Source organism: Halodurantibacterium flavum, assembly GCF_042681825.1.
Taxonomy (GTDB): Bacteria; Pseudomonadota; Alphaproteobacteria; order Rhodobacterales; family Rhodobacteraceae; genus Halodurantibacterium; species Halodurantibacterium flavum.
In genome coordinates this window covers 44,486-69,136 of record NZ_JBHUGH010000012.1, presented here as the reverse complement: position 1 = coordinate 69,136, position 24,651 = coordinate 44,486, and the positions used below count along the sequence as shown (strand labels likewise).

The 24,651-nt window shown below is 63.5% G+C and carries 22 protein-coding genes; 10 read left to right on the top strand and 12 right to left on the bottom strand.

Annotated features, from left to right (window positions below; translation table 11 throughout):
* Window positions 1-116 precede the first annotated feature (116 nt).
* Window positions 117-2,813 carry a preprotein translocase subunit SecA gene (gene secA / locus ACFSGJ_RS15280; protein WP_390263650.1) on the top strand — a complete coding sequence of 899 codons (2,697 nt, stop codon included), beginning with the start codon at window positions 117-119 and terminating at the stop codon, window positions 2,811-2,813.
* A gap of 214 nt (window positions 2,814-3,027) precedes the next feature.
* Here the strand turns inward: secA and radC are convergent, their stop codons facing one another.
* The 3 genes from radC to dnaK form a co-directional block, all read right to left on the bottom strand.
* On the bottom strand, window positions 3,028-3,792 hold the full coding sequence (radC, locus tag ACFSGJ_RS15275; protein WP_390263647.1) for a RadC family protein: 765 nt from the start codon (window positions 3,790-3,792) through the stop codon (window positions 3,028-3,030).
* Between the two features lie 67 nt (window positions 3,793-3,859).
* Window positions 3,860-5,011 (bottom strand): molecular chaperone DnaJ, encoded by a 1,152-nt coding sequence (gene dnaJ, locus ACFSGJ_RS15270; RefSeq protein ID WP_390263644.1) that lies wholly within the window; start codon window positions 5,009-5,011, stop codon window positions 3,860-3,862.
* A 68-nt stretch (window positions 5,012-5,079) separates the two neighbouring features.
* Complete coding sequence (gene dnaK, locus ACFSGJ_RS15265; protein WP_390263641.1) at window positions 5,080-6,990, bottom strand: molecular chaperone DnaK; 1,911 nt, start codon at window positions 6,988-6,990, stop codon at window positions 5,080-5,082.
* A gap of 299 nt (window positions 6,991-7,289) precedes the next feature.
* Between dnaK and ACFSGJ_RS15260 the strand changes: the two genes are divergently transcribed.
* Entirely contained in the window at window positions 7,290-8,411 is a 1,122-nt protein-coding gene (locus ACFSGJ_RS15260; RefSeq protein WP_390263638.1) for a baeRF11 domain-containing protein, read from the top strand.
* Window positions 8,412-8,431: 20 nt separating this feature from the next.
* Here ACFSGJ_RS15260 and ACFSGJ_RS15255 read toward each other — a convergent pair whose 3' ends face one another.
* Window positions 8,432-9,253 carry an ABC transporter permease gene (locus ACFSGJ_RS15255; protein ID WP_390263635.1) on the bottom strand — a complete coding sequence of 274 codons (822 nt, stop codon included), beginning with the start codon at window positions 9,251-9,253 and terminating at the stop codon, window positions 8,432-8,434.
* Window positions 9,254-9,392: 139 nt separating this feature from the next.
* On the opposite strand from ACFSGJ_RS15255, the gene cysQ reads away from it, so the two are divergent.
* The 8 genes from cysQ to ACFSGJ_RS15215 all read left to right on the top strand — a co-directional run bounded on the left by cysQ (window position 9,393) and on the right by ACFSGJ_RS15215 (window position 18,702).
* Complete coding sequence (gene cysQ, locus ACFSGJ_RS15250) at window positions 9,393-10,187, top strand: 3'(2'),5'-bisphosphate nucleotidase CysQ (protein ID WP_390263632.1); 795 nt, start codon at window positions 9,393-9,395, stop codon at window positions 10,185-10,187.
* Window positions 10,187-10,987, top strand: coding sequence for a 3-deoxy-manno-octulosonate cytidylyltransferase (locus ACFSGJ_RS15245; RefSeq protein WP_390263629.1), 801 nt, complete (start codon window positions 10,187-10,189; stop codon window positions 10,985-10,987). Before cysQ ends, ACFSGJ_RS15245 begins: the two co-directional genes overlap by 1 nt.
* Window positions 10,984-12,219, top strand: a complete 1,236-nt coding sequence (locus ACFSGJ_RS15240; RefSeq protein WP_390263626.1) for a glycosyltransferase family 2 protein — start codon at window positions 10,984-10,986, stop codon at window positions 12,217-12,219. The genes ACFSGJ_RS15245 and ACFSGJ_RS15240 overlap by 4 nt, the downstream gene beginning before the upstream one ends.
* 195 nt (window positions 12,220-12,414) lie before the next feature.
* Entirely contained in the window at window positions 12,415-13,308 is an 894-nt protein-coding gene (gene galU, locus ACFSGJ_RS15235) for a UTP--glucose-1-phosphate uridylyltransferase GalU (protein WP_390263623.1), read from the top strand.
* Window positions 13,309-13,317: 9 nt separating this feature from the next.
* Window positions 13,318-14,568 carry a glycosyltransferase family 4 protein gene (locus ACFSGJ_RS15230; protein ID WP_390263621.1) on the top strand — a complete coding sequence of 417 codons (1,251 nt, stop codon included), beginning with the start codon at window positions 13,318-13,320 and terminating at the stop codon, window positions 14,566-14,568.
* Window positions 14,569-14,609: 41 nt separating this feature from the next.
* Window positions 14,610-15,626 (top strand): glycosyltransferase family 2 protein, encoded by a 1,017-nt coding sequence (locus tag ACFSGJ_RS15225; RefSeq protein WP_390263618.1) that lies wholly within the window; start codon window positions 14,610-14,612, stop codon window positions 15,624-15,626.
* On the top strand, window positions 15,623-17,302 hold the full coding sequence (locus tag ACFSGJ_RS15220) for a DUF5927 domain-containing protein (RefSeq protein ID WP_390263615.1): 1,680 nt from the start codon (window positions 15,623-15,625) through the stop codon (window positions 17,300-17,302). The genes ACFSGJ_RS15225 and ACFSGJ_RS15220 overlap by 4 nt, the downstream gene beginning before the upstream one ends.
* Window positions 17,299-18,702 (top strand): nodulation protein NodH, encoded by a 1,404-nt coding sequence (locus ACFSGJ_RS15215; protein ID WP_390263613.1) that lies wholly within the window; start codon window positions 17,299-17,301, stop codon window positions 18,700-18,702. The genes ACFSGJ_RS15220 and ACFSGJ_RS15215 overlap by 4 nt, the downstream gene beginning before the upstream one ends.
* A 10-nt stretch (window positions 18,703-18,712) precedes the next feature.
* Here the strand turns inward: ACFSGJ_RS15215 and ACFSGJ_RS15210 are convergent, their stop codons facing one another.
* Genes ACFSGJ_RS15210 through ACFSGJ_RS15175 form a run of 8 tightly spaced genes read right to left on the bottom strand, consistent with a single transcriptional unit; the run spans window position 18,713 to window position 24,639 of the window.
* Window positions 18,713-19,177: a PTS sugar transporter subunit IIA gene (locus tag ACFSGJ_RS15210; RefSeq protein ID WP_390263610.1), complete on the bottom strand. Its 465-nt coding sequence runs from the start codon at window positions 19,175-19,177 to the stop codon at window positions 18,713-18,715.
* A gap of 34 nt (window positions 19,178-19,211) precedes the next feature.
* Window positions 19,212-19,787, bottom strand: coding sequence for a ribosome hibernation-promoting factor, HPF/YfiA family (hpf, locus tag ACFSGJ_RS15205; RefSeq protein WP_390263607.1), 576 nt, complete (start codon window positions 19,785-19,787; stop codon window positions 19,212-19,214).
* Window positions 19,788-19,845: 58 nt separating this feature from the next.
* On the bottom strand, window positions 19,846-21,159 hold the full coding sequence (locus ACFSGJ_RS15200) for an RNA polymerase factor sigma-54 (protein ID WP_390263604.1): 1,314 nt from the start codon (window positions 21,157-21,159) through the stop codon (window positions 19,846-19,848).
* A gap of 27 nt (window positions 21,160-21,186) precedes the next feature.
* Entirely contained in the window at window positions 21,187-21,942 is a 756-nt protein-coding gene (gene lptB, locus ACFSGJ_RS15195; protein WP_390263602.1) for an LPS export ABC transporter ATP-binding protein, read from the bottom strand.
* The gene (gene lptA, locus ACFSGJ_RS15190) at window positions 21,939-22,421 is read right to left on the bottom strand and encodes a lipopolysaccharide transport periplasmic protein LptA (RefSeq protein WP_390264178.1); all 483 of its coding nucleotides are present in this window, start codon (window positions 22,419-22,421) and stop codon (window positions 21,939-21,941) included. The genes lptB and lptA overlap by 4 nt, the downstream gene beginning before the upstream one ends.
* A gap of 28 nt (window positions 22,422-22,449) precedes the next feature.
* On the bottom strand, window positions 22,450-23,049 hold the full coding sequence (locus ACFSGJ_RS15185) for a hypothetical protein (RefSeq protein WP_390263599.1): 600 nt from the start codon (window positions 23,047-23,049) through the stop codon (window positions 22,450-22,452).
* Between the two features lies 1 nt (window position 23,050).
* Window positions 23,051-24,028: a KpsF/GutQ family sugar-phosphate isomerase gene (locus ACFSGJ_RS15180; RefSeq protein WP_390263596.1), complete on the bottom strand. Its 978-nt coding sequence runs from the start codon at window positions 24,026-24,028 to the stop codon at window positions 23,051-23,053.
* Window positions 24,028-24,639 (bottom strand): ribonuclease D, encoded by a 612-nt coding sequence (locus tag ACFSGJ_RS15175; RefSeq protein WP_390263594.1) that lies wholly within the window; start codon window positions 24,637-24,639, stop codon window positions 24,028-24,030. The genes ACFSGJ_RS15180 and ACFSGJ_RS15175 overlap by 1 nt, the downstream gene beginning before the upstream one ends.
* Window positions 24,640-24,651: the final 12 nt, after the last annotated feature.

Sequence of the window (24,651 nt, the reverse complement as noted above, 5' to 3'; positions counted from 1 at the left end):
CCGAAGGACATCTCGGCCGGGCCGCCCTGCGTTTGCAGCACTTCTACGGCGGGCTGGCGGGGGCGGCAAGGCAAAGCGCCACACGATCCTGTCAAACGACGCCATGCGGAGAAAACATGCTGGGTCTCGGAACTATCGCCAAAAAGGTCTTTGGCACCCCGAATGATCGCAAGGTCAAGACGACCCGCCCGCTGGTCGCACGGATCAACGATCTGGAGGCAGAGTTCAAGGCCCTGTCCGATGACGGCCTCAAGGAAAAGACGGCGGAGTTCAAGTCCCGCTTTGCCCAGGGCGAGACGCTGGACGATCTTTTGCCCGAGGCATTCGCCAACTGCCGTGAAGGTGCGCGCAGGGCGCTTGGCCTCCGGGCGTTCGACGTGCAGCTCATGGGCGGGATCTTCCTGCATCAGGGCAATATCGCCGAGATGAAGACGGGCGAGGGCAAGACGCTGGTCGCGACCTTCCCGGCCTATCTGAACGCGCTGGCCGGCAAGGGCGTGCATGTCGTGACGGTGAACGACTATCTTGCCAAGCGCGATGCCGACTGGATGAGCAAGGTCTACGCGCAGCTTGGCCTGACCACCGGCGTCGTCTACCCCTTCCAGCCGGAAGACGAAAAGCGCGCCGCTTATCGCGCCGACATCACCTATGCGACGAACAACGAGCTCGGGTTCGACTATCTGCGCGACAACATGAAATCGTCGCTGGACGAGATGGCGCAGCGCGGCCATTTCTTTGCCATCGTCGACGAGGTGGACAGCATCCTGATCGACGAGGCGCGGACACCCCTGATCATCTCGGGTCCGTCTCAGGACCGGTCGGAGCTTTACGTAAAGATCGACGCGATCATCCCCGGCATCACCGAAGATCATTTCACGCTCGACGAAAAGACCCGGACCGTCACCTATACCGACGAAGGGAACGACTTCATCGAGGAGCGGCTTCGCGTGGCGGGGCTCTTGCCGGAAGGCCAGTCGCTCTATGATCCCGAAAGCACGACCCTCGTTCACCATGTCACGCAGGCGCTTCGGGCGCACAAGCTCTATACCCGCGACAAGGATTACATCGTCCGCGAGGGCGAAGTCGTCCTGATCGACGAATTCACCGGCCGGATGATGAAGGGACGCCGCCTGTCGGATGGTCTTCATCAGGCGATCGAGGCCAAGGAAGGCGCACAGATCCAGCCGGAGAACGTGACGCTCGCCTCGGTGACGTTCCAGAACTACTTCCGGCTCTACGAAAAGCTGGGCGGGATGACGGGGACGGCCGCGACCGAAGCCGAAGAGTTCATGGAGATCTACAAGCTGGGCGTGGTGGAGGTGCCGACGAACCGTCCCGTGCAGCGGATCGACGAACATGACCAGGTCTATCGCACGGCGCGCGAAAAGTTCGACGGGATCGTCGAAGCGATCAAGGAAGCGAATGCCAAGGGCCAGCCCATCCTGGTCGGCACCACCTCGATCGAGAAGTCCGAGTTCCTGTCCGATCTCCTCAAGAAGGACGGCATCGCCCATAACGTGCTCAACGCGCGCCAGCATGAACAAGAGGCGCAGATCGTTGCGGATGCAGGGCGGCTGGGCGCGGTGACCATCGCAACCAACATGGCCGGCCGGGGGACCGACATTCAGCTTGGCGGCAATGTCGAGATGAAGGTCATGCAGGCCCTCGACGAAAATCCGGACGCCCATCCGGACGAGTTGCGGGCGCGTGTCGAAGCCGAGGTCGCAGAGGAAAAGCAGAAGGTGCTTGCCGCCGGGGGGCTTTATGTTCTGGCGACGGAACGGCATGAAAGCCGCCGTATCGACAACCAGCTGCGCGGCCGGTCGGGCCGTCAGGGGGACCCGGGCCGGTCGTCCTTCTTCCTGTCGCTCGAAGATGACCTGATGCGCATCTTCGGGTCGGACCGGCTCGACAAGGTTCTGTCGACGCTCGGCATGAAGGAGGGTGAGGCGATTGTACACCCTTGGGTCAACAAGTCCCTGGAAAAGGCGCAGGCCAAGGTCGAGGCGCGCAACTTTGACATCCGCAAGCAGCTTCTGAAATTCGACGACGTGATGAACGACCAGCGCAAGGTGATCTTTGCGCAGCGCCTCGAAATCATGGAGGCCGAGGATCTTTCGGAAATGGTGCAGGACATGCGCCATCAGGTCATCGACGATCTGGTGGACCTGCATCTGCCGCCCCGCAGCTATGCCGACCAATGGGAGATGGAGAGCCTGCAGGCCGCCATTGGCGAGCGTCTGGGGCTCGATCTTCCCGTGCTCGGCTGGGCCGAAGAGGAAGGCGTCGATCAGGATACGGTGCGCGAACGGCTTTATGCAGCCTCTGACGAACTCATGGCCGACAAGACCGCAAAGTTCGGCCCGGAGACGATGCGCAACATTGAAAAGCAGCTGCTTCTTCAGACGATCGACGGCAAGTGGCGCGAACATCTTCTGACGCTGGAGCATCTGCGCTCGGTCGTTGGTTTCCGAGGCTATGCGCAGCGCGATCCGCTGAACGAATACAAGACCGAGGCATTCACGCTGTTCGAGAGCATGTTGAACAGCCTGCGTGTGGATGTGACGCAGCGGCTGGGCCAGATCCGTCCCCTGACCAAGGAAGAGCAGGAAACGATGCTGCGCCAGATCGCCGCGCAGCAAGCCGCCCTGTCCCGCGCCGCCAAGGCACCCGAGCCGTCAGATGCACCCGCGCCGCTGGTTGAGGGTTTCGATGAGGCGGACCCGGCAACATGGGGGAACCCGGGCCGCAACGACCCCTGCCCCTGCGGATCCGGCCAGAAGTTCAAGCATTGCCATGGAAGGTTTGCCTGACGGGGCCTCGGGCGGGGGCGTTGAAGGACCGCACGGTATTGTCTCAACGTTGAGCAAGTTGACTTGCGTGACAACGGCAGGAAGGCGGGGCGCGCGCTCCTCATCAACGCTATGTCAGGTGTGAGTGCCGCGCATCCCTTGGGCAATATGGATGGAGACCCTCGCGGTTGGGCCTCAGAGCGGCAACACCGATCATGATCTCGGCGTGGGTCCGCTACAGATAGCCCTGCGACCGAAAGCTCAGTTCCCGCTCCTTCCCGATGATGAGATGGTCGTGCAGCGTCAGGCCAAGTGCCTGCGCGGCGTCTTGGATCTGCATGGTCATGGTGATATCCGCCTGCGACGGGGTGGGATCGCCGGAAGGGTGGTTGTGGACGAGGATGAAGGCCGAGGCGTTCACCTCCAGCGCGCGTTTCACCACCTCGCGCGGGTAGACCGGAACATGGTCTACGGTGCCGCGGGCCTGTTCCTCATCCGCGATGAGCGTGTTCTTGCGGTCGAGATAGAGAACCCGGAACTGCTCCGTCTCCCGGTGCGCCATGGCTGTGTGGCAGTAGTCGAGCAGGGCGGACCAGCTGGACAGAACCGGCTGTTTCATCACCTTCGCCCGGGCAAGGCGATGGGCCGCCGCCTCGACGATCTTCAGTTCCTGGACGACCGCCTCACCCACGCCCGGAACGGCCAGAAGGCGCGCAGGGGCGGCAGACAGGACGCGGTTGAAATCGCCGAACGTGTCGAGCAGTTGCCGTGCCAGCGGCTTGACGTCCTGCCGGGGGATCGCCCGGAACAGCACAAGCTCCAGAAGCTCATAGTCAGGCATTGCCTGCGCGCCGCCTTCCATGAAGCGGGTGCGCAGCCTTTTCCTGTGGTCCCGGATATAGGACGGAAGCCGCGCGCCCAAGGGTTCCGGCGCGGCTTCATCCGGGTCCACCTCGAACAGAGGTATGGGGGCTTCCTGGAAAGAATGGTTCTGGCTCATGCGGCCAGACTTGCAGAGGACGGTAAAGGAACGGTTAATGCAGCCCGGATGTCCGGGCCGCAAAACGTCAGCCTTTCATCCCGTCCCAGAAGCTGCGCACCTTGGAAAAGAAGCTGGAGCCTTCGGGATTGTTGTCCTCGCTCAGCTTTTCGAACTCGCGCAGGATTTCCTTTTGCCGCGCGGTGAGATTAACGGGGGTTTCGACCGCCAGTTCGATCAGCATGTCCCCATAGCTGCCGCCACGGAGGGCGGGCATCCCCTTGCCGCGCAGGCGCATCTGCTTGCCGGTCTGGCTGCCGGCGGGCACCTTGACGCGGCTGCGACCGCCGTCGATCGTGGGGACCTCGACCTCTCCGCCAAGGGCTGCGGCCGTCATGCTGACCGGAACCCGGCAGAAGAGGCTTATTCCGTCGCGCTGAAAGAGCGTATGTTCCCGCACCTCGATGAAGATATAAAGATCTCCGGACGGGCCGCCGCGCATTCCGGCCTCACCCTCGCCCGAAAGACGGATGCGCGTGCCGGTCTCGACACCGGCGGGGATGTTCACGGAAAGGGCGCGCTCTTTCTCGATCCGGCCCGCGCCGCCGCAAACCTTGCACGGGTTCTTGATGATCTGGCCGATGCCGCCACAGGTCGGGCAGGTGCGTTCGACGGTAAAGAAGCCCTGCTGTGCGCGGACCTTGCCCATTCCCGAACAGGTGGGGCAGGTCACGGGTTCTGCGCCACCCTCGGCGCCCGTGCCGTTGCAGGTGTCGCAGGCGGTCGAGGCCGGGACGGTGATCGTCTTTTGCACGCCGTTATACGCTTCTTCCAGCGTGATGCGCAGATTGTAGCGCAGGTCAGACCCGCGCGCGGCACGTTGCCGCCCGCCTGCCCGCTGGCCGCCCATGAAGTCGCCGAACAGATCCTCGAAGACGTCCGAAAAGGCCGAGGCGAAGTCGCCCTGCCCATGGGCATAGGCACCCTGCCCGCGCGGACCGCCCCCCATGCCGCCGTCAAAGGCGGCATGACCAAAGCGGTCATAGGCGGCCTTGCGTTCGGGGTCTTTCAGAACGTCATAGGCTTCGTTGACTTCCTTGAACCGCGCCTCGCAGCCCGGATCGTCGGCGTTCCGGTCGGGGTGCAGTTCTTTTGCCTTGGCGCGATAGGCTTTCTTGATCTCTTCGGCCGAGGCGCCGCGGGAGACGCCGAGCACCTCGTAAAAATCTTTCTTCGCCATGGATGGCCCTTCCCCGCAACGCGAAAGCCGGCCCGACAGCAGGCCGGCTTTCCCGGTTCAGTTCGCTGTCACGAACGTTTCTTGTCTTCGCCAAGATCCTCGAAGTCGGCATCCACGATGTCCTCATCGACACCGCGCGGATTGTCTTCGCCACCGCTTTCGGCGCCTTCCTGCTGCGCCTTGTAGATGGCCTCACCCAGACGCATGGCGGCTTCGGTCACGTTCTGGATGCCACCCTTGATCTTGCCGACATCGTCGTTCGGCAGGGTTTCCTCCAGTGCGCCGATGGCAAGCTCGATCGCCTCGACCGTAGACGGATCGACCTTGTCGCCATGCTCCTCGATCGACTTGCGGGTCGAATGGATCAGGCTTTCGGCCTGGTTGCGGGTCTCGACCAGTTCGCGGCGCTGCTTGTCGGCTTCGGCATTGGCCTCGGCATCCTTCACCATCCGCTCGATATCGTCGTCGGACAGCCCGCCCGACGCCTGAATGGTGATGTTCTGCGACTTGCCGGTGCCTTTGTCCTTGGCGCTCACCGACACGATGCCGTTGGCGTCGATGTCGAACGTCACCTCGATCTGCGGCATGCCGCGGGGGGCGGGCGGAATGTCTTCAAGGTTGAACTGGCCCAGCAGCTTGTTGTCGGCCGCCATCTCACGCTCACCCTGGAAGACGCGGATCGTCACCGCATTCTGGTTGTCCTCGGCGGTCGAGAAGACCTGGGACTTCTTGGTGGGGATCGTGGTGTTGCGGTCGATCAGGCGCGTGAACACACCGCCCAGCGTCTCGATCCCGAGGCTCAGCGGGGTCACGTCGAGCAGGACCACGTCCTTGACATCGCCCTGCAGCACGCCGGCCTGGATCGCGGCACCAAGCGCAACCACCTCATCGGGGTTCACGCCCTTGTGCGGCTCCTTGCCGAAGAATTTGGTCACTTCCTCGACGACCTTCGGCATCCGGGTCATACCGCCGACCAGAACCACCTCGTCGATATCGCCCTTGGAAAGACCGGCATCCTTCAATGCGGCCTCACAGGGTTTCATCGAGCGTTTGATGAGATCGGCAACCAGGGATTCCAGCTTGGCGCGGGTCAGTTTCATGACCATGTGCAGCGGCTGCCCGGTGTTCTTGTCCATCGAGATGAACGGCTGGTTGATCTCGGTCTGCTGGCTGGACGAAAGCTCGATCTTGGCTTTCTCGGCAGCCTCTTTCAGCCGCTGCAGCGCCATCTTGTCGAGCGTGAGATCGACGCCATGCTCTTTCTTGAACTCGTCGGCCAGGTAGCTGACGATGCGCATATCGAAGTCTTCACCGCCGAGGAAGGTGTCCCCGTTGGTCGACTTCACCTCAAAGAGTCCGTCGTCGATTTCAAGGATGGTGATGTCGAAGGTTCCGCCGCCAAGGTCATAGACCGCGATCGTGCGGGTTTCCTTCTTGTCGAGCCCATAGGCCAGCGCGGCGGCCGTCGGTTCGTTGATGATGCGCAGGACCTCAAGCCCCGCGATCTTGCCCGCGTCCTTGGTGGCCTGACGCTGGGCGTCGTTGAAATAGGCAGGAACGGTGATGACAGCCTGCGTGACGGTTTCACCCAGATAGCTTTCGGCAGTTTCCTTCATCTTTTGCAGGATGAAGGCAGAGATCTGGCTGGGCGAATATTTCTCGCCCTTCACCTCGACCCAGGCATCGCCGTTGCCGCCGTTCACGATGGAATAGGGGGTGTTCTTTTTGTCCTTCGCAAGATCCGCGTCGTCGAACCGGCGACCGATGAGACGCTTGACCGCAAAGATCGTGTTGGTGGGGTTTGTGACAGCCTGACGCTTGGCCGGCTGACCGACAAGACGCTCGCTGTCGGTGAATGCGACGATAGAGGGCGTCGTGCGCGCCCCTTCGGAATTCTCGATCACGCGCGGCTGTGCCCCATCCATGATGGCAACGCAGGAGTTCGTCGTCCCGAGGTCGATTCCGATGACTTTGGCCATGATATGCACCTCTTCTTTGGCGATTATGTGGCTGACAGACCCGAGTTGCGGCTTCTGCCCTCCGATCCCAACTTCCTTCCGGTCCGGTGCCCTTGCGGGCGGCCCATTCCGGCTCACGGCGTATATAGGCAGGCGCAAAAGGGGCTGCAAGCGTCACGCAGCCGTGATTTCCGGCAAACTCTGCCTAACGGGGCGGGGTGGTGGGGGACGGGCCGGAACCCCACCCGGCCTGCGGGCGTTCCCTGTCCGGAACGGCACATCTTCCGGATGGGCCCGACAGGTTATGAGAAGGAGAGACCATGCTCTACGTCGATATCCCGACCCAGCCCGAACTTCGCCGACTGGTGAGCGCCCGACATGAGGCAAGCGTCTCGTTCTACCTTCAGACCACGCCCCAGACCCAGAATATCGAGACTGCGCGCCTGCAACTCGGCCATCTCATGAAAGAAGCCGAGATTCAGCTGGAACAGGCGGGCACCGACAAGCGCGCTGTCCTGTCGATCGCCGAGCAGGTCCAGGATCTTGTGGCCGACGACCTTTTCTGGTCGCATCAGGCGAACAGCCTCGCGATTTTCGTGACGCCCGAACGGATGCAGACCTTCCGCCTGCCGAACAACCTGTCAGAGTTTGTGCAGGTTTCCGACCGGTTTCACATCAAGCCCCTTTTGCGCGCCATGAGCGTGCCGCAACATGCCTTCGTGCTGGCTCTGGCCGAAAACGAGGTGCGGCTGATCGAAGTCACGGGCGACCTTCCGGCAGAGGAAGTGCGGGTCGCGAACCTACCGCGCAGTGCCGCGGATGCGAACCATACGGCATCTGTAAACTCCCGATCCGCGTCGGGCCGTATCCACGGCAGCGAGGGGCAGAAAATCCTCCTGCGGAATTTTGCGCGGCAGGTCGATGCGGCCCTGCGCCCGATCCTTGCCGGTCGGTCCGAGCCCCTGATTCTGGCTGCGGCAGAACCGCTCCGCTCGATCTATCATTCGGTGAACACTTATCCGCATCTCGCGACCGAGATGATCGAGATCAGCCCGGTGCAAAAAACTCCTGCCGAGCTGGCCGATGCGGCGCGGCCCATTCTGGACAGGTTGCACGGTGAAACGGTCCGGGCGTTTCATGAAACCTATGCCGAACGGGAAAACGCCGGGCGGGCAACCAGCGATATCGCCCAGGCCGCCCGAGCAGCGACGCAAGGTGCTGTGGATACCTTGATGGTGGACATCGATGAGGTCGTGCCGGGGGAGATTGACGAGGCCACGGGCGCGGTCACGTTCGAACCAGCATCAACCGCGGCGAATTATGGCGTGGTCGGTGAAATCGCTGGGCGTGTGATTCTGTCCGGCGGTCATGTGCTGGCCGTTCGCAAGGAAGAACTGCCACAGAACGCCTCGCTCGCGGCGATCCTGCGCTACGCGGTCTGATCCATCTTGCGCTACGCGGTTCAGCGGCCGGCAGACCAACTCGCAGAAACACGCTGCCGCGTGAAGAATTCGCCCATCAAGCCAAGCACGACACAGGCCAGCGTGAAATAGACCGGGTACATGGCCGAGGAATAATGAGGGTTGTAGTTGATGAAGGTGAAGCCCCTCGCCTGATCGATCGTGTGGAACAAGGGGTTCCATGCAAATATCGCGATCAGATGGCCCGGCAGGTTGTTGGCAAGGAACATCTTGCCCGAGGTGATCATGTTTGCCCGCCGATAGAGGGTTGAGACAATGCCGACAACCGTGGGCATCCAGGGCCGTAGCGCCAGAAAGATCAGTCCGATGGCACATCCCGACATCCACGCCATGACAAACATGCCGAAGGCGGCAACCGGCATGTAAATCTCGAGCGGGCTGACCAGCACGTCGTACATCAGCAAAATGACACCCAGCGAAAGGACCTGGATATAAAGCGTAGCCAGCGCCGAGGAGGTGATCGACACGATCGTGTTCATTGGTGCATGTTTCATCATCGGCGATGTCGGCCCCTCGGCGGACAGGATCGCGCCCACGGCCTGATTGTGTGTCAGAAAAAGAAAGATCCCCGACAGAAGGTAGAGAATGAAATCACCTCGGACGGCGGACCCGCGAAGGCCCAGAACCGAGAACATGAAGTAGAACACCACAACCAGTATCAGGTTCTGGATTATGCTCTTGAGCAGGCCGATGATCGCATTTCCGTGGGCTTTGCGGATGTCCCGGACCGTCGCATAAAAGATCAGTTCAAGCACCGACAGTGCGATGCCGACCTTGGTCCGGTTGCGCCTGTTTTCAAACATTCCGATCATCCTGCGCCAAGTCCGCAACGCAACGCTGTTGCATATCCATCACTTGCCATCCTAACGCGGCTGGCAATACTTGCGAAGGGGGGAAACACGATGTGCGCCCGACAAGGCGAACACAACCGGGAGAGGCAGAGTGAACCGCCAACATCTTGTGGACTGCTTTCGTGCGCTTGCCCTCGAGGCAGGCGAGAAGATCATGGAAATCTATGAGGCGCCGGATTTCGACGTGCGCGCCAAGTCCGACGACAGCCCCGTGACGGCTGCGGATGAGGCAGCGGATGCAATCATCGCCGAGGGCCTTGCGCAGGCATTCCCCGATATCCTCGTGATCACCGAGGAACAGGCCTCTACCCACAGCCAGGGGGCGGATCGCTTCATCATCGTCGACCCGCTGGACGGCACCAAGGAATTCGTGCAGCGACGTGGCGATTTCACCGTCAACATCGCCTATGTCGAAAATGGCGTACCGCAGCTTGGCGTGGTTTATGCGCCGGCCAAGAACCGCCTCTTTTATACCACGGCAGACGGATCGTCGGTCGAGGAAACCGGCCCCTTCGGCCCGACTGCGGGCGAATTGCGGCCCATCTCGGTCACGAACCCCGATAACACGGCATTGATGGTCGTGGCCTCCAAGTCCCACCGCGACGCGGCCACGGATGCCTATATCGCAAAATACGCTGTGCGCGACATGACCAGCGCCGGATCGTCGCTCAAGTTCTGTCTGGTCGCGACCGGGGAGGCGGATCTTTACCCCCGTCTTGGCCGCACGATGGAATGGGATACGGCCGCCGGCCACGCGGTTCTGCTGGGTGCCGGGGGTAAGGTCGTACGTTTTGAGGACCACAGCCCGCTCACCTATGGCAAGCCCGGCTATGACAACCCCTTCTTCATCGCCTACGCGCCCGGGGTGGAGCTGCAGGCCCCCTGATGTCCGTTCTTGTCGTCATTCCGGCGCGTTTCGCCTCGAGCCGCTATCCCGGCAAACCTCTTGCCGCGTTGCGGGGCGCGGGTGGCCTGTCGCGCAGCCTGATCGAGCGTTCCTGGAGGGCGGCGATCGCCGTCCGGGGCGTCGACAAAGTCGTGGTGGCGACCGATGACGATCGTATCCGTGAGGCCTGCGCCGCTTTCGGTGCCGAAGTCGTGATGACCTCGGCGGAATGCGCCAACGGGACCGAGCGCTGCGCCGAGGCCTACAGGCATCTGCGCGGCACGCAGGATATCGTGGTCAACCTGCAGGGCGACGCGCCGCTCACACCCCCCTGGTTCATCGAGGCGTTGGTCAGCGCCTTGCAGGCCGATCCCGCGGCGGAAATCGCGACGCCGGTTCTGCGCTGTGATGGCCGGGCGTTGCAGGGGCTGGTCGAGGACCGGCGCGCGGGGCGCGTCGGCGGGACAACGGCGGTTTTCGGGGCCTCCGGGCAGGCGCTCTATTTCTCCAAAGAGGTCATCCCCTATACCGGGCGCGACTATGCGCCCGATGCGGAAACACCGGTCTTTCACCATGTGGGCGTCTACGCTTACCGTCCGGATGCGCTGGCGGCCTATCCCGGCTGGCCCGTCGGCCCGTTGGAGCGGCTTGAGGGGCTGGAACAGTTGCGCTTCCTCGAAAACGGTCGTCACGTGAAATGCGTGGAGGTCAGGGCGGAGGGGCGGCAGTTCTGGGAGTTGAACAACCCCGAGGACGTGCCGCGCATCGAGGCGATGATGGCCGAAATGGGAATGGAATGACCTCCGACACCGTGTCGGTGATCGTGGTCAGTCGTGGGCGTCCAGACCATCTGCGGCTTTGCCTGATCTCTTTGCTTCAGCAGGATCACTCAGGCTTTGAGGTTCTGGTGGTGGCCGATGCCGCAGGGCTTGATGTCGCCGCGCAGGTTCTGCCGAAGGAGGGGCGGCTTCTGCTGCCCTGCGACATCGCCAATATCTCGCTCGCGCGGAATATCGGCATTGGCGCTGCGGCGGGCCGGATCATCGCCTATATCGACGATGACGCGGTGGCAGAGCCATCCTGGCTGTCGCGGCTTGTCAGGCCATTCGCGGACCCTGATGTCGCGGCGGCGGGCGGGTTTGTGCGCGGGCGCAATGGCATTTCCTATCAATGGCAGGCGCAGACGGTCGACGCGACCGGCGCGGGCGCCGCGCTTTCCGTGCCCCAGGGCATCTCGGTTCATCGCGGCGCGCCGGGGCGGGCGATCAAGACAGAAGGAACGAACTGCGCCTTTCGCCGCGGCGACCTGCTGGCGATGGGCGGCTTCGACCCGGCGTTTGCCTTTTACCTCGATGAAACGGACGTGAACATGCGGCTGGCCGCGCTGGGCCGCATGACCGCCATCGTGACCGATGCCGAGGTCATTCACGGCTCCGCCCCCGGGGACCGTCGCGGGCCGGGGCGCGTCCCACGCAGCCTTTTTGACGTGGGCGCAAGTTCGGTGATCTTTCTGCGCAAACATGCGGGTGCGCGGGATCATGCGCGGGCGATCGAACGGCTGAGGAAGGAACAGCGGCGGCGTCTCCTTCGGCTCATGGTCGCGGGGTGGCTGGAACCCCGCGATGTTCGCCGCCTGATGCATACGCTTGAGGCGGGGATGACCGCGGCGGCCGGGCGTGCGCTTGAACCGACGCCGCCCTTGGCACCTGCCGCACGGGATTTTGCGGCGCTTGGCGGAACGGGCCCGCGGCCGCATCATTTCGTGGCAGGGCTCGCCCGGCACCGGCATCGGCTCGAAGACCGGGCGCGGACACTGCGGGCAGGGGGGGCGCTTGTGACGCTTCTGGTCCTGTCGCTCTCGCCGCGCCTTCACCGGATGCGCCTGCGCCGGGACGGGATATGGGAACAGTCGGGGGGCCTGATCTCGCCGTCCGATCGCAACCAGCCCCCGATCCGCCTGTGGCGAGTCGCCGACCGCATCCGTGCCGAGAGATACCGTTTGGCGCATCTGCGCAGCTTCTTCCCTGCTTGAGCGGAAAGCTGCCTGAAAAAGGGGCAAGTGCGTCTGTCTGCTCAGGAATCTCCACTTTTATTAAAAGCTAACGCAATTGTTTTACGAATTGTTGTATGGTTGGTTTCGGAACTTCCCGGTGACTCGGGCGTTTTGCATCCGCCAGAAAAGCGCCGCGCGGGTGCATCGTGCGGCTGGCATACATACGGAGTTGTTATGAAAAGTAAGGTGACCAAGGCGGTATTTCCCGTCGCTGGACTTGGCACAAGGTTTCTTCCGGCGACCAAATCGATTCCCAAGGAGATCATGACCCTGGTGGATCGCCCGCTCATCCAATACGCCATCGACGAGGCGCGAGCGGCCGGCATTACCGAGTTCATCTTTGTCACCTCGCGCGGCAAGGGCGCGCTCGAGGATTATTTCGACAATGCGCCCGAGCTGGAGACTTCGCTGCGCAACGCCGGCAAGAACCAGCTGCTGGAAGTTCTGCAATCGACCTACATGGAAAGCGGCGCCATCGCCTATGTGCGCCAGCACAAGGCCCTGGGTCTTGGCCATGCCGTCTGGTGCGCGCGCCGCCTGATCGGCGATGAGCCCTTTGCCGTGATCCTGCCCGATGACGTGATCGCAGCCGAAAAGCCCTGCCTGCAGCAGATGGTCGAGGCCTATGCCGAAACCGGCGGCAACATGGTCGCCGCGATGGAAGTGCCCGCTGAAAAGGCCTCGGCCTATGGTGTTCTCGACGTGAAGGAGGATATGGGCTCCCTCGTCTCGGTGCGCGGGATGGTCGAAAAACCCAAGGCCGGCGAGGCGCCCTCGAACCTTGCGGTGATCGGGCGCTACATCCTCAGCCCCTCGGTCCTGAACAACCTGAATGAGATCAAGGCCGGTGCCGGCGGCGAGATTCAGCTGACCGATGCCATCGCGCGCGAGATCAGCCAGACCGACAACGTCTATGGCTTCCGCTTCCGCGGGCAGCGGTTCGATTGCGGGTCCAAGGCTGGCTTCCTTCAGGCGACGGTGGCCTTTGGCCTTGCCCGCGACGAATTGCGGGATGAACTGTCGGAATTCCTCCGCGAGATGACCAGCGTGCAAAGCGCGGCGGAATAAGTCGTCCCAATGACGGATCGGGAAACGGGCGGGGCGCGCAATGCGGCCCCGCCTTTGCGGCTTCTGGACCTGTCGCGCCTTCTGTCACGGACGGCGCGCCATCCCCTGACGGGGATCGACCGGGTAGAGCTTGCGTATATCGACGCTCTTCTCGCGCAGCCCGGACCTTTTCTGGCGCTGTTGCGCGCCTCACCGCTTTATGTGCTGCTGGATCGGGCCGGGGCGGCAAGGCTGCGCGAGATGGTTCTGTCTGGCAAAAGCCCCGGACAGGCCGATTTCCTTTCGCGTTTCATGCGCAAGCAGAACCAGATCCAGCGAGAGGCGAATTCCTTCGCGCGCCGCATTGCGATGGCCCGCTGTCGTCCCTCGGGTCTGGCACGCATGTTGCGCCGACATGCCCCGCAGGGTGGCAGCTACATCAATGTCAGCCATGGCAACCTGACCGATCTGTTCCTTGGGACGCTGCGAGAGGCGGGTTTCCGGATCAATATCCTGATCCATGACACGATCCCGGTCGACTATCCCCAGTTCAGCACGCCCCGGTCGACGCGCGATTTCGCGGATTTTCTGACGCGCGTCTCGGCGATGTCGGACTTCGTCATCTATAACTCGGACCAAAGCCGCCAGGATGCGGAACGGCATTTCGCGCAGGCCGGGCGCATACCGCCCGCCCTTGTCGCGCATCTGGGCCATGCGCCCCCGGGTGCCGACCCCAGCGCCCTTCCGCCGGGGATGCCGCCGGCGCGCCCTTACTTCGTGACGGTCGGCACCATCGAGCCCCGCAAGAACCACGCCCTTCTGCTGGATATCTGGGACGGGATGGCAGCATCGTTACCCGATGACCGGATGCCCGGTCTGCTGATCGTCGGATCACGAGGCTGGAAGAACGAAGAGGTATTCCGCAGGCTCGACACCTCACCCCTTATGGGGCGCCATGTGCATGAACTGTCAGGCCTGACCGACGGGGGGGTCATGGCGCTGATGCAGGGGGCGCATGCGCTTCTCTTCCCGAGCTTCGTCGAAGGCTTTGGTCTTCCGGTGCTCGAGGCCGCGTCGATCGGCCTGCCGGCGGTTTGCTGCGACCTGCCGATCTACCGGGAGTTCGCGGGGGATTATCCGGTTTACCTCGACCCGGGTGACCAGTATGTCTGGAGGGCAAAGATATTGGAGCTTGCGCAAGCGGCGCAACCCCGGCGTCAGACGCCGCTTGTCACGGCGGGTTGGGCCAGACATTTCGATCTGGTCCTGCCTCGGGTCTGATCCGGGTTTGTGGCAGGTGTTTTTGAAGCGCGACAGTGAGGATGACGTTGGGCCTCGTCGGACGATACGGTCTCAGGCTGAAGCGCAAGCAGTTCCTTCTGCGGGCCTTTCGAAAAAGGCGTGAACTGTCTGCCGTCGCCGACAGGACAAAGTCCATCCGGAGGAATGACGTGCTGCTGTTCTGCACCTTGCGGAACGAACGTATTCGCCTGCCGTATTTCCTGGAATATTACAGGGGAATGGGCATCAACCATTTTCTCTTCGTCGAAAACGCGTCGGATGACGGCACGCGGGAATATCTCGCCGATCAGCCGGATGTGTCGATCTGGACGACCTCGGCCAGCTACAAGCGGTCCCGTTTCGGGGTGGACTGGCTGGGCTGGCTGTTGCGGACCTATGGGGACGGGCATTGGACGCTGGTGGTCGATGCCGACGAGTTCTTCATCTATCCCTTCTGCGACACGCGCCCCATTCAGGCACTTACCGACTGGCTCGATGCGTCATCAGTGCGGTCGTTCAGTGCGATGCTTCTGGATCTCTATCCCCGGGGCGGTTTGAACAGCATCCCCTACCGCGAAGGGCAGGACCCGCTGGAAATCACGTCATGGTTCGACAGCGGCAACTACACCTTCACGCGCAATACCGAATTCGGCCACCTCTGGATTCAGGGGGGGCCGAGGGCGCGTCTCTTCTTCCGGGATGCGCCGGAACGGGCGCCCGCGCTGAACAAGATCCCGCTGGTGAAATGGGACCGGCGCTATGCCTATGTCAGTTCGACCCACATGCTTTTGCCCCGGGGCCTGAACCGCACCTATGACCGCGAGGGCGGGGAACTTGCCTCGGGCTGTCTGCTCCACGCCAAGTTCATCAGCACCTTCCCCGAAAAATCCGTGGAAGAGCTGGAGCGCCGCCAACACTACGCCGGCAGTCACGAATACCGCGCCTATCATGAGGGGCTGCACGCCGGCGCGGTTTTCTGGTGCGAGGCGTCAGAGCGATACACGGGCTGGCGGCAGCTGGAAATCCTGGGCCTGATGTCCAAGGGAAGCTGGGTATGAGCGTCGGCTTTGTCATGCTCTGTCACACGGCGCTCAACCGCGCGGCGCAGGTGGCCGAGCACTGGGCCGGGGCGGGCTGTCCGGTGGTGATTCATGTGGACCGCAGCGTCCGCACCGAGGATTACAGCGCCTTCGTCCGCCGGCTGCGCAAGCATCAGAACATCCGCTTTTGTCGCCGCCAGCGGTGCGAATGGGGCAACTGGTCACTGATCGCCGCCGCCATCCGCGCGAGCGAGGTGATGCTGCAGACCTTTCCCGAGGTGCGCCATGTCTATCACGTCTCGGGCTCTTGCCTGCCGTTGCGCCCGGTTCAGGAACTGATCGACTATCTGGATCAGCAGCCGCAGACGGACTTCATCGAATCCGTCACGACCGAAGATGTGGATTGGACCGTAGGCGGGTTGGAGCGTGAAAGGTTCCAGCTCTGGTTTCCCTTTTCGTGGCGGCGGCAGCGCAGGCTTTTCGATGCCTCGGTGCGGGTCCAGCGTCGGTTGGGGCTTCGCCGGCGGGTCCCCGAAGGCATCGTTCCGCATCTCGGCTCGCAGTGGTGGTGCCTGACGCGCGACACCTTGACGGCGATCCTGAACGACCCGCGGCGGGCGGAGTTCGACCGGTATTTCCGCCGCGTCTGGATTCCCGACGAATCCTATTTCCAGACCCTCGTCCGTATTCATTCCCGGCAGATCGAAAGCCGGTCGCTCACGCTTTCCAAATTCGACTATCAGGGCAAACCCTACATCTTTTACGACGATCACCTGCGGCTTCTGCGGCGGTCGGACTGTTTCGTCGCGCGCAAGATCTGGCCGCGCGCCAATGTGCTTTACCGGGTTTTTCTGCGAGAAGGCGGCGGCGAATCCCTGCGGCGCGCCGATCCGAACCCCGCGCGGATCGACCGGGTCTTTCAGATCGCTCAGGAACGGCGGATCCAGGGGCGCCCGGGCCTTTACATGCAAAGCCGCTTTCCGCGCCGGGACCGCGAACATGGCAAGACGGCCGCGCCTTATTCGGTCTTTTCCGGGTTCGACGCGCTCTTTCCGGACTTCGAAACCTGGCTGGCCGAGGTGACGCGCACGACGGTGCACGGGCATCTCTTTGCGCCGGACCGGGTTCATTTCAGCGGCGGCGCCGAGGTCTTCCGGGGCGGGCTGTCCGATGCCGCGTCCTTGCGTGACCGTGATCCGCGGGCCTTCCTGACCAGCCTGATCTGGAACACGCGCGGCCAGCGGCAGTCGTTCCAATACGGTCCGGGGGACAACCAGGCGCTCAACTGGTTCATGGCGACCGATCACAACGCCCAGATCGCGGTCGTGAGCGGAGCCTGGGCGATCCCGCTCTTCCGGTCGAACCTCGATTTCGCCACCATCCGGACTGAGGCGGCGCGCCTTCAGAAGATCGAGATGGCGTTCCTCAAGACCCTGCGCACCCCCTGGACGACGGCGCGGGTCCGGGTGTGGACGCTTACCGAGTTTCTGCTGGGGATGCGCGACAACCTCCATTCCGTTCTGGATGAGATGAACCCACGGGCGCATATAAATGCACCTCAACTGCCGCAGATGGTGCCGCTCGATGGTTTTGCCGCCTTCCTGCGCCGTCTGCGAAATGAAGGGATGACACCGCATGTGATCGGTGATTTTTCCCTTGTAACCACAAGATCTGTGAAACGAGCAGCGGAATGACCCGAAAATTCGACTATTTCGTCCTTTTCGCCGAGATGCGGACAGGCTCCAACTTTCTGGAAACGAGCATCTGCGAATTTCCGGGCATCACCTCGTACGGAGAGGCGTTCAACCCGGTCTTCATCGGTAAGCAGGGCAAGACAGAGCTTTTGGGCATATCGCTGGAGGCACGGCGCGATGATCCGCTGGCGCTGTTGCAGCGGATGCGGGATGCGAGCCCCGGTCTGTTCGGCTTCCGGTTCTTCCACGATCACGATCCGCGCGTTCTGGATCATGTGCTGTCGGACCCGCGCTGCGCCAAGATCATCCTGACCCGGAACCCGCTGGAAAGCTATGTCTCGCGCAAGATCGCCAGCGCGACAGGCCAGTGGAAGCTGCAGAATGTCCGCTTCCAGCGCAGCGCCCGGGTCGAGTTCAAAAGCGACGAGTTCCTTCAGATGATGGAGGAGCTGCAGAACTTTCAACTGCTGCTTTTGCATGGGCTTCAGGTGTCGGGGCAGACGGCGTTCTACATCGCCTATGAGGATATTCAGAACGTGCGTGTCCTGAACGGGCTGGGCAAGTATCTGGGGCTGGACGCAAAGCTCGACGCGCCGTCCGACAAGCTGAAAAAGCAGAACCCCGAAGATATCCGCGACAAGGTGACGAACCCCGAGGAGATGGAGCGGGCCCTTGCCCGGCTCGACCGGTTCAACCTGTCGCGCACCCCGAATTTCGAGCCGCGGCGCGGTGCGGGCGTGCCATCCTTCAGCGCAGGCGCGCAGACCCCGCTTCTGTTCATGCCGGTGCGTTGCGGACCCGAGGCGCGCGTTCTGGCCTGGATGGAGGATATGGACGGCGCGCCCCCGGTCGACGGATTCACCGGCCGCAGCATCCGGCGCTGGCAATCGGCCAATCCCGGGCATCGCACCTTCACCGTGGTGCGCCATCCGCTCGCACGCGCCCATGCGGCCTTTTGCGACTACCTGCTGACACCGCGGCTGCGGGCGATCAAGACGGCGCTGATCAAGGTCCACAAACTGCCCCTGCCGCAGAATGGCGAGGTGCTTTCGGTGGCCGAGCATCGTGAGGCGTTCCTCGCCTTCCTCCGCTTCGTCAAGGGCAACCTTTCGGGGCAGACCAGCGTCCATGTCCACGGAAGCTGGGCCAGCCAATGCGCGGTGCTTCAGGGCTTTGCGCAATTTGCCCTGCCGGATTTCGTCCTGCGCGAGGAAGAAATCGAGGCCGAGCTTCCGCGCATTGCCGCCCTCTTGGGCAAAACGGCGCCCGCCCCGCGCAAGACGACCGAGGAACGCCCCGTCGCCCTAGCGGACATCCATGATGAAGAATTGGAGGCCGCCGCACGCGAGGCCTATGACCGGGATTACCTGGCCTTCGGTTACGGGAACTGGCAGGGCTGAGCCGGCGAGGTCAGGCCGCGCGCGTGTCGCGGCTTTCCGTCAGGATCGCGTGCAGCGTCGCCGGATCGGAATTGGCCCGCAGCTTGGTGAGGATGGCCGGGTCGCGCATCGTTCGTGACACGAGCGCCAGCGCCTTGAGATGTTCAACACCGGATTCCTTTGGGGCGAAAAGCGAAAACACCAGATCCACCGGCTGACGATCCACCGAATCGAAATCCAGCGGTTTTTCGAGCCGCAGGAACACGCCCACCACCCGTTCCAGCCCGTCAAGCCGCGCATGCGGCAGGGCGATGCCATGCCCCACGCCGGTCGGACCAAGGCTTTCCCGCTCTTGCAGCGAGTCGATGGCCACGCTGGCATCCAGCCCATAAGCCGCCGAGGCAAGCTCTCCCAGATCCTGGAAGAGCCGCTTCTTGCTTGTGAGATGGCCGCAGACCTTGACGGCTTCGGGGGCGAGAATTTTTGCTAGGTTCATGTAAACGCTGATTTCTGTCCGCCCTTTTCAGGCGTCACCTCGTGTTGCGCGGGTCGATCCATCCGATATTGCCGTCATCGCGCCGATAAACGACATTCACCCCGCCATGGCCTTCGTTGCGAAAGACCAGCATCTGCGAACCGGCGAGTTCCATCTGCATCACGGCCTCGCCCACGGATACGCTTGGAATGCGCGTTTCCATCTCGGCGATGATCATGGGCTGCAGCGTCTCTGGTTCCGCTTCCTCGGGTCCTTCAGATGCGGCGAGGATATAGGACGGTGCGCCGTCGAATTCAACCGGCTGTGCACGTTCGCGGTGATGGTCCTTCAGGCGGCGTTTGTAGCGGCGCAACTGCTTGTCCATCTTGTCGCGACAGCCGTCGAACGCGGCATAGATCTCGGTCGCCGCCGCACGGGCCTGCGCGGTCAGGCCAGTCGAAAGATGGACCGTGGCCTCGCACACGAATTCATGCGCATCGCGGGAAAACACCACCGTCGCGTCGGTCGGGCGCTGGGAGTACTTGCCCATCACCTCGCCAAGCTCGGTCTCGACATGGGTTGCAAGCGCCTCGCCCACGTCAATCTGTTTTCCGCTGATCTGATACCGCATGACACCTCCTCTGGCTTGTCCGCAGGTTGTATCCTTGCTTGGCAAGGATACTTTCAAGTTAATGCCTCGCGGGGCCCTTTCCACCCGGCCCGGCCGGCTGCGCGATCTGTCGCAGCGTCCCGTGCCGCGTTTTGCGGCGACGCCCGTGCGAAGAAGGTATCCGCAGGCATCCCCTGTATTTGGCGACAGTTCGCCGGCTTATGTCAACGCCTTCGAGCGACAGAAGCCCGACAAGATCCTGATCTGAAAGGGGCGCGCCGGGCGGTTCGCGCGCGATCAGCCGCGCGATGGTCTGCTGGACCGCAAAGGCCGACAGCCCCTCATCCCCGCCCGGAAGCGCGTTGGAAAAGAACCGCGACAAGGGCCAGATGCGCCCCAGGACGGAAAGCCCCTTGCCGGCGATGGCGCGACTGACGGTCGAGGGGCTGAGCCCCAGCGCCTGCGCGATCTCTCGCTGCGTCAGGGGCAGCATATGTTCGGCCCCGTCGGACAGCGCGCGATACTGATGCCGCGCAATCCACCCCGCGATGGTCACCAGCGTGTCTTCGCGGTAGCGGAGCGCCTGCATCAGGGCTTCGGCGCGGTGACGCGCCTCGGCGCCGAACCCCTCGGTCCGGGCGCGGGCAATCAGGTTTTCGTTCAGGCTTAGCGCCGGCAGCGCGCCCCGTGCCCGCCGTGCGGCAAACGATCCGTCGGGCTGCAGATCAAGCGCGACATCGGCCACAAGCGGCGGCGTGGCCGCGTCGTCGCCCGCGACCGGCCGGGGTTTCAACCGCGGCACGATCTGCGCGATCTGGCGCATCCGGTCCACCGTCATGCCCAGCGTCTGTGCGGCCGCCTGTGTGGGTTGCCCGCCGAAAAGGTCGATGCGGCCCACGGCCCGTTGCGCCTCGTCCAGGGTCAGCCCCTGATCGCAGAGTTGCAACGTCAGGCATTCGGCAAGGGTGCGGGCGCCGATCCCTGATGGCTCGCAGCCCTGCAGCGCCCGAAGCCCCTGTTCCAGATCTGCCAGCGGCAGGCCGGTTTCCTGCGCGATCTCGGGCAGGGGGCGGTCGAGATAACCGTCCTCACGCAGTTCCGAGACCAGATGGCAGGCGGCCTCGGCAACCCTTGCCCCAAGCCGCATCATCGCGATCTGGGTGAACAGCCGTTCGTGCAGCGAGGGCTCGGTCGCGACCGTATCGAGGGCCACGTCATAGGCCGAGACGCCCGGCGCCGGTCGGGGCATGGAGATTTCGAGAAAAGGGTTTTCCGCCGCCTCGCGCGCGATCAGTTCCGACAGTTCCAGCGCGGGGAGACGCAGGAGCGCGATCCCCTGACGCAGCAGCGGGGCGAGCGTGACGCGCTGGCCCTGCCTTAACCCCAGCTTCATTCCGGCCGCCCGTGAGTCGATCCGGCCTCAGTCGATCCGGAACGTGTCCCCAAGATAGACGCGGCGCACATTCTCGTCACGCACGACCTCCTCTGTCGTCCCGCTCATGAGGACGACCCCGTCGTGCAGGATATAGGCGCGGTCCACGATCTCAAGCGTCTCGCGCACATTGTGGTCGGTAATCAGGACGCCGATCCCGCGCGTCCGCAACTGCGCGACAAGCGATCGGATTTCCCCCACCGCAATCGGATCGACCCCGGCAAAGGGTTCGTCCAGCAGCAGATAGCGCGGATCGGCGGCCAGACAGCGCGCGATTTCCACCCGCCGCCGTTCCCCCCCGGAAAGCGCCAGCGCCGGCGCCCGCCGCAGATGGCCAATGGAAAACTCGGACAAGAGCTCCTCCAGCCGCTCGCGTTGCTTCAGCCGGTCGGAATGGGTGATTTCGAGGATGGCGAGGATGTTGTCCTGCACGCTCAGCCCGCGAAAGATCGACATCTCTTGCGGCAGATATCCTACCCCGAGCCGGGCGCGGCGATACATGGGCATCCCCGTCACATCGCGCCCGTCAATCGTGACCTGCCCGCCTTCGGCGGAAACAAGGCCGGCGATGGCGTAGAAACAGGTGGTCTTGCCGGAGCCGTTCGGCCCCAGAAGCGCCACGACCTCGCCCTGACGCAGGTCGAGCGATACGTCGCGGATCACGGGCCGGCGCCGATAGCTCTTGCGCAGGCCGGTGACGCGCAGCCCCTCGCCGGGGCGATCTGCCACGGGCGGGACTGTCATCTTTGCGGGTTCAGGATCGTGCGAACGCGCCCGTCCACCTGGGCCGATCCGGTCGTGAGGTCGATGACCATCCGCTCACCGCTCAGTGCGTTCGGGCCTTGCGTCATCAGGACATTTCCGGTCAGGACGATCACGCCGTCGTCGATGGAATAATCGGCCTCATCGGCCTCGGCGGCGGCGTCGGGGCCGTTCACCACCGTGACGTCCCCGGTGGCGAGCAGCCGGGCGATCCGGTTGCCATCGGCCGCGTAATCCACCTGCACGCGATTTGCGCTCAGCCGCATCTCTCCCTGCCCGATCAGCACATTGCCGGTAAAGACCGCCGTGCCATCGGCCTGCGTGACCTCAAGCTGGTCGGCCGTCACCTCGACCGGAAGCGAACTGTCGGCGCGGATCGCCCCGAAACCCACTTGCGCGCCCTGCGCATGAAGCGTGGTGGAACCGGCGCAGACCAGCGCGGTAAAGGCGATCCGGAACATCAGGCGGCGCATGGTGACTCTCATCTCTTCAGGGCCGATATAGCAGCCGGACCCCTTCGTTGAAAACAAGAACATAGCTCTGGCCGTCCGGCGCCTGTTGCAGGGTCATCGCGCCTGCCTCCAGATCGCCCGCGGGGGCGCTGCCCTGAACCGGTCCGGGGCTGACAAGGCGCGTCCGGTCCAGCAGCGCTATCACCTCTTCGCTTTGCAGGTCATAGCCGCCCGAGGTTTCCAGCCGCACGGCCCCGGTCAGGCGCAGTTCCCCCGACCCCTGGTCGATGGCGGCGCTGGTGGCCTGCATTGCCGCGCTCTGACCATCGGGTGTTTCCAGCCAGGCCTCCACCTCCTGCCCCGAAAGGCCCGAGGGTTGCAGCGGATCGGTGCGCGCGGTCGCCGCCTCGACGCGCAGCGCGCTCCCGTCCGAGGTGAGGCCGGAATAGCGCGGCGCGGTCACACGCGGTTCGCGCGCCAGTTCCTCTACATTCAGGGCGGTGAACTGGATCGCCCGCGTCGGGTCGATGGTCCGGGAAAAGAGAAAGAGGGTCGAGAGCAGCGCAAGCGCGATCAGCGGCAACCCGATCTTGAGCCATGTGACAAGCCGGCTGTAACCGCTGTCGGTCAGCGACATCTCAGACCACCCCCGCCCGCAGGCAGTCATGGATATGCAGGATGCCTTCTGGGCGCCCGCCGCCACCCGGGGCGACAACGAAGAGGCTGGTGATGCGCGCCCCCTCCATCATCGCGACGGCCTTGTGGGCCAGCGCGCCGGGCTCGATGGTGCGCGGCCCCTTGGTCATTACCTCATGCACGCGGCGATCCAGAAGCCCGTTCATGTGGCGCCGCAGGTCGCCGTCGGTGACGATCCCGCAGAGCCGTCCCCCGGCGTCTACCGCGCCGACCACCCCGAAACCCTTCTGGCTCATGGTGATCAGCGCGTCGCCCATCGGGGCCTCCAGCGGGACAACGGGAACCTCGGCCGCCCCATGCATCAGGTCGCTGACCCGGGCCAGCCGGGCGCCCAGCTTGCCGCCGGGATGGAACACGCGAAAATTCTCGGGCGTGAAGGCGCGATGTTCCATCAGGGCAATGGCCAGTGCATCCCCCAGTGCCAGCGTCATCGTCGTCGAGGTGGTGGGCACGATCCCGGTTTCGCAGGCCTCCGGCACCTGTGGCAGCACAAGCGCCACATCCGATTGCCGCAACAGCGTGCTGTCCGCGCGCGAGGCGATACCGATCAACGGAATGCCAAAGCGCCGGGTATAGGCGACGATATCGGCAAGTTCCGGCGTCTCACCCGAATTCGAGAGCACAAGCGCAACGTCCCCGGCCGTCAGCATCCCGAGATCGCCATGACTCGCCTCGGCGGGGTGGACGAAATGCGCAGGCGTTCCGGTGCTGGCAAGGGTCGCGGCGATCTTGCGCGCGATATGGCCCGATTTGCCCATCCCCGACACGATCACGCGGCCCCGTGTGCCAAGGATCATCTCGGCCGCCGCTGTGAACGAGGCGCCGAGCGTTCCGGCAAGGGCGTCCAGCGCCTCGGCCTCGCGCCGAAGGACGCGCTGCGCGGTCGCAAGGAACGGATCGGTGTCGGCCCCGGACGGCATCAGTGGGCAAAGATGTCGAGTTCGGGCCAGCCGGTCAGGTCCAGCCGGGCGCGGGTGGGCAGGAAGTCGAAGCAGGCCTGCGCGACATCCATCCGTCCCTCGCGTTCCAGCCGCAGGTCGAGTTCCGCCTTGAGCCGGTGAAGATAAAGCACGTCCGACGCCGCATAGGCCTTTTGCGCCTCGCTGAGCGTTTCGGCGCCCCAGTCCGAGGTCTGCTGCTGTTTGGAGATATCCACCTCCAGCAGTTCCTGAAGCAGGTATTTCAGCCCGTGCCGGTCGGTATAGGTGCGGATGAGCTTGGATGCGATCTTGGTGCAGTAGACCGGCGCGGCAAGGGCCCCGAACGCGTGGTAAAGCGCCGCTATGTCGAACCGCCCGAAGTGAAAGAGCTTGAGCACCGCCGGATCGGCAAGCATCCGGGCGAGATTGGGCGCCTCTTGCTGGCCGCGTTCGATCTGCACCAGATGCGCCGTCCCGTCACCCGACGACAATTGCACGAGGCAGAGCCGGTCGCGATGCGGGTTGAGACCCATCGTCTCGGTATCGATTGCGACCACGGGGCCAAGATCCAGATCGTCGGGAAGATCACGCGGATGCAGATGGATGGACATGGACTTCCCTTG

Coding starts and splice junctions, on each gene's coding strand:
- ACFSGJ_RS15255 (WP_390263635.1), bottom strand. CDS start 9,253: ATGTTTGAAAACAGGCGCAACCGGACCAAGGTCGGCATCGCACTGTCG.
- dnaK (WP_390263641.1), bottom strand. CDS start 6,990: ATGGCCAAAGTCATCGGAATCGACCTCGGGACGACGAACTCCTGCGTT.
- radC (WP_390263647.1), bottom strand. CDS start 3,792: ATGAGCCAGAACCATTCTTTCCAGGAAGCCCCCATACCTCTGTTCGAG.
- dnaJ (WP_390263644.1), bottom strand. CDS start 5,011: ATGGCGAAGAAAGATTTTTACGAGGTGCTCGGCGTCTCCCGCGGCGCC.
- galU (WP_390263623.1), top strand. CDS start 12,415: ATGAAAAGTAAGGTGACCAAGGCGGTATTTCCCGTCGCTGGACTTGGC.
- ACFSGJ_RS15240 (WP_390263626.1), top strand. CDS start 10,984: ATGACCTCCGACACCGTGTCGGTGATCGTGGTCAGTCGTGGGCGTCCA.
- lptB (WP_390263602.1), bottom strand. CDS start 21,942: ATGACAGTCCCGCCCGTGGCAGATCGCCCCGGCGAGGGGCTGCGCGTC.
- ACFSGJ_RS15260 (WP_390263638.1), top strand. CDS start 7,290: ATGCTCTACGTCGATATCCCGACCCAGCCCGAACTTCGCCGACTGGTG.
- ACFSGJ_RS15225 (WP_390263618.1), top strand. CDS start 14,610: ATGACGTTGGGCCTCGTCGGACGATACGGTCTCAGGCTGAAGCGCAAG.
- ACFSGJ_RS15210 (WP_390263610.1), bottom strand. CDS start 19,177: ATGAACCTAGCAAAAATTCTCGCCCCCGAAGCCGTCAAGGTCTGCGGC.
- hpf (WP_390263607.1), bottom strand. CDS start 19,787: ATGCGGTATCAGATCAGCGGAAAACAGATTGACGTGGGCGAGGCGCTT.
- ACFSGJ_RS15175 (WP_390263594.1), bottom strand. CDS start 24,639: ATGTCCATCCATCTGCATCCGCGTGATCTTCCCGACGATCTGGATCTT.
- ACFSGJ_RS15220 (WP_390263615.1), top strand. CDS start 15,623: ATGAGCGTCGGCTTTGTCATGCTCTGTCACACGGCGCTCAACCGCGCG.
- secA (WP_390263650.1), top strand. CDS start 117: ATGCTGGGTCTCGGAACTATCGCCAAAAAGGTCTTTGGCACCCCGAAT.
- ACFSGJ_RS15230 (WP_390263621.1), top strand. CDS start 13,318: ATGACGGATCGGGAAACGGGCGGGGCGCGCAATGCGGCCCCGCCTTTG.
- lptA (WP_390264178.1), bottom strand. CDS start 22,421: ATGTTCCGGATCGCCTTTACCGCGCTGGTCTGCGCCGGTTCCACCACG.
- ACFSGJ_RS15200 (WP_390263604.1), bottom strand. CDS start 21,159: ATGAAGCTGGGGTTAAGGCAGGGCCAGCGCGTCACGCTCGCCCCGCTG.
- ACFSGJ_RS15215 (WP_390263613.1), top strand. CDS start 17,299: ATGACCCGAAAATTCGACTATTTCGTCCTTTTCGCCGAGATGCGGACA.
- ACFSGJ_RS15185 (WP_390263599.1), bottom strand. CDS start 23,049: ATGTCGCTGACCGACAGCGGTTACAGCCGGCTTGTCACATGGCTCAAG.
- ACFSGJ_RS15180 (WP_390263596.1), bottom strand. CDS start 24,028: ATGCCGTCCGGGGCCGACACCGATCCGTTCCTTGCGACCGCGCAGCGC.
- ACFSGJ_RS15245 (WP_390263629.1), top strand. CDS start 10,187: ATGTCCGTTCTTGTCGTCATTCCGGCGCGTTTCGCCTCGAGCCGCTAT.